Below are 2,990 nucleotides of genomic sequence, written 5' to 3' on the forward strand. Positions count from 1 at the left end.
CTGCGTTCCGGGGAACAACCATCCCCAGAACGAGACATGACATCACATCACAAGACCGGCGAACCGGACCGATCTCGAACATGCAATGCCCCTGGCTCCCACACGGCCTCGAAGGCGGAGCTGACCAGATTCACGATGGTCGGCTCCGTCCGCCACTCCCGGTCCACGACCTCCCCGTCGCCGGAGAAGTACGTGAACAGCACGGCCGATTCGTCGAACATCCACAGGTCCGTTCCCGGCAGTGTGATGTCGGCAGCCCCGCGCCGGGGCAGCCAGCGGACCAGCTCACCGGCTGCGATGTTGGCGAACGTGAGGTCGTGCTCATAGCGGATGTAGTCCGTCACCGGCTCCGAGATGATTCGGGCCCGCCGCATGACCACGCCGCGCGCGGTCGTCCCGGCCACCAGATCGGCCCAAGATCCCCACCAGTCGGGCAGCTTGGCCGGATCATTGTCGTACCGATGGCCGGCACGCCAGCGGGCGAACTCCGGATCATCCGGCGTGTAGCTGTCACGCATCTCCAGATGGACGGCCGAGTGCCGCGCTCCGGCCAAGCCCTCACGTACGGGGTACTTCACCGTTTCCGCCCTCCGGTCGCGGGATGTACTCCAGCATCACGGCCGGAAGCCGGATGATCGTCTCATGGTCCGGAACGTCGGTGCTGTGACCGGGGATCGACCCGATCTCCTGGCATGCCTTCAGCTCTTCTTCCGTGGCCCGGTAGGACTGGATCTGCAGATCTCCCGAGTCCTCGTCCAGCCAGATGGTCGGAGAGTCGTCGACGGGGGTGTTCGGAATGATCCCCAGGAAACGCAGCCTCATGACCTCTCCCTGTGTCGACCTGAGTGCGCTCAGTTGCGCGACTATCGCCCCGGCCGCCGACCAGTGCAAGGGGCGCCGGGCCGAGCGGCGAGAAATCCCGCCCCGGCATCGAACGGGCATGCGGGAGCCGATCGCCCCTCGCCCGTCTGTGCGCCGGCGGCCCCCTGCGAGGAGCCAGGGGCCGCCGGAACGATTCGTTGTTCTGGAGCTCTGGACCTTGCGTAGGAAGTCGGCGGGTCCGACTTCCTACGCAAGGGGTTGGGCTCTGCGCGGTGTGGTCGGTGATGAGGTGGTCGAACTCGCCTGCCTTGATGCCTTGGAGGAACTTGGTGGGGGTAGTGCGGACGACGATGTCGCTGTCGTCGGATTCGCGGAGTTCGACCAGGCCGTCGACGGTGCGCACCTCGACGCGTTCGTTGTTCGCGGCGTTGTAGCTGGACTTCTGCCACCTTGATTCAGGCATGCGCGGCTTTCACGCAGACCCTGTGCGTCTACAACGTCGAACCGGGCTCGCCCACCGCCGACGCCCTGCGCCTGCTGGACCGCCGACCCGGCGGCCCGCCGGCGCTGAATCGCTGTAGCGACCCGCCGAACGTGGAGCGGTGGAGCAGTTGGGCCCGTCGATAAATGTCTCGACATCGGTCGCGGTGATCGGGGACGCTTCGCCCGATGACCAGAATCGACGACACGCCGCCCGCGTGGGACGAGCGCACCCAGCTCACCACGTTCCTCGACTACACCCGTGCCACCGCCCTCGCCAAGTGCGACGGCGTCTCTGCGGAGAACGCCCGCAAGGCCCTCCTGCCGGGCTCACCGCTGATGACGATGAGCGGAGTGATCAACCACCTCCGCTGGGTCGAGTACTACTGGTTCCAGGTGGTCTTCCTCGGCGAGGAAGACCAGGGCCCCTGGACCGAGGAGGACCCCGACCGCGAGATGCGTATAGCCGTCGACTTCCCGCTTGCCCAGTTGCTCGACGAATACGCCGAACAAAGCGCCCGCTACCGTGAACTGGTCGCCGGGAACGACCTGGACACCCAGGCCGAGCGAGCCATCCGCGACGGCCTCCACGTCGACCTGCGCTGGATCCTCCTCCACCTCACCGAGGAGACAGCCCGCCACAACGGCCACCTGGACATCCTGCGCGAGATGCTCGACGGCACGATCGGCGGCTAGGGCGTGTATCGAAAGCACGGACAGGCCGGGCGGGGTGATGTCCCGGTCCGGCCCGTCCGCTCTCTGCTAAAGGTCGAGCTGATACTGGTGTGTCGTGTGCGTGGGTGTGTAGCCGAGACCGTCGTTGACCCGTCGCATGTGCGCGTTGCTGTCGGCGGTGTTGGTCAGGAGGTCACCGAGGTCCGGATAGTCCCTGTGGGCCTGTCGGATCGACTCGGCCTTCATCCATCGGCCGAGGCCGTGACCTCGGTGCTCGGGCAGCACCCCCGTGCCGTAGTGCTGGCCGCCACCTGTGCCGTTGCCGGGGATGACGAGTTCGGTGAAGGCGGCGATCGAGCCGCATAGTTGAGCTCGGCCGCCTCTTGACTGACCCCTGACTTGATGGCAAAACGCCGCGGCTTGCCGGGGCGTTTCCTCTTCAGCGCAAGCCGTCTGTGTCGTCGTGCTCTTCGCCGACTGGGAGTGGCCGACGGTCCTCCACCGGGTCATCGCTGTAGATGACCGCGGAGACCGCGCTGTCGTAGGCATCGTCGAGGCCGTTACCGCTTGCGCCGAGTATGTTCTCCCAGTCAATTCCCATACCTACGAGCCTACCCGTAGTGTTCGAGGAACCGAGCGATGTGGGCATTGAGCTCGTCCGCCTGGGCAAAGATCGCAGCTTCCTCTCCTGGAAGGTGGGCGGCGCGGCCAGCCTCGTCATCGGGCTAGGCGTTCTGCCTCGGGAGGTCATGGGCGGAGCCAGAGCCGGATCGAGGCGACGGTGACGGATGCCTTCCACGGCCCGCGGCGAGGCGACGAGGTCCCCCGTCTCGTCCTCTCTGCCGCGCGCACGGGAGCAGGGGCGTCGGGCCAAGCGGCGAGAAGTCCCGCCCCGGCGTCGAACGGGCATGCGGGAGTCGATCGCCCCTCGCGCGTCTGTGCGCCGGCGGCCCCTTGCGTGGAGCAAAGGGGCGCCCGAACCACACGCAAAGCGGCGGGGGGGAGAGAAAGGA

4 protein-coding genes and 2 pseudogenes are annotated in these 2,990 nt (G+C 66.8%); 1 reads left to right on the forward strand and 5 read right to left on the reverse strand.

Annotated elements, in window-relative coordinates; genetic code table 11:
* Positions 1 to 47 precede the first annotated feature (47 nt).
* From ACWEQL_RS41830 to ACWEQL_RS41840, 3 genes and pseudogenes are all read right to left on the reverse strand, one after another.
* Positions 48 to 578: a DUF6879 family protein gene (locus ACWEQL_RS41830; RefSeq protein ID WP_452156777.1), complete on the reverse strand. Its 531-nt coding sequence runs from the start codon at positions 576 to 578 to the stop codon at positions 48 to 50.
* Positions 559 to 822, reverse strand: coding sequence for a hypothetical protein (locus ACWEQL_RS41835; protein ID WP_452156779.1), 264 nt, complete (start codon positions 820 to 822; stop codon positions 559 to 561). Before ACWEQL_RS41835 ends, ACWEQL_RS41830 begins: the two co-directional genes overlap by 20 nt.
* Positions 823 to 1,204: 382 nt before the next feature.
* A pseudogene (locus tag ACWEQL_RS41840) lies at positions 1,205 to 1,285 on the reverse strand (DUF397 domain-containing protein); the annotation flags it as partial.
* Positions 1,286 to 1,491: 206 nt separating this feature from the next.
* Here ACWEQL_RS41840 and ACWEQL_RS41845 point away from each other — a divergent pair.
* Positions 1,492 to 1,998 carry a DinB family protein gene (locus tag ACWEQL_RS41845; protein WP_452156781.1) on the forward strand — a complete coding sequence of 169 codons (507 nt, stop codon included), beginning with the start codon at positions 1,492 to 1,494 and terminating at the stop codon, positions 1,996 to 1,998.
* A gap of 66 nt (positions 1,999 to 2,064) precedes the next feature.
* Here the strand turns inward: ACWEQL_RS41845 and ACWEQL_RS41850 are convergent.
* Positions 2,065 to 2,337, reverse strand: a pseudogene (locus ACWEQL_RS41850) (GNAT family N-acetyltransferase); the annotation flags it as partial.
* A gap of 79 nt (positions 2,338 to 2,416) precedes the next feature.
* Positions 2,417 to 2,578 (reverse strand): hypothetical protein, encoded by a 162-nt coding sequence (locus ACWEQL_RS41855; protein ID WP_167346444.1) that lies wholly within the window; start codon positions 2,576 to 2,578, stop codon positions 2,417 to 2,419.
* Positions 2,579 to 2,990: the final 412 nt, after the last annotated feature.

This window comes from Kitasatospora sp. NPDC004240, assembly GCF_053603215.1.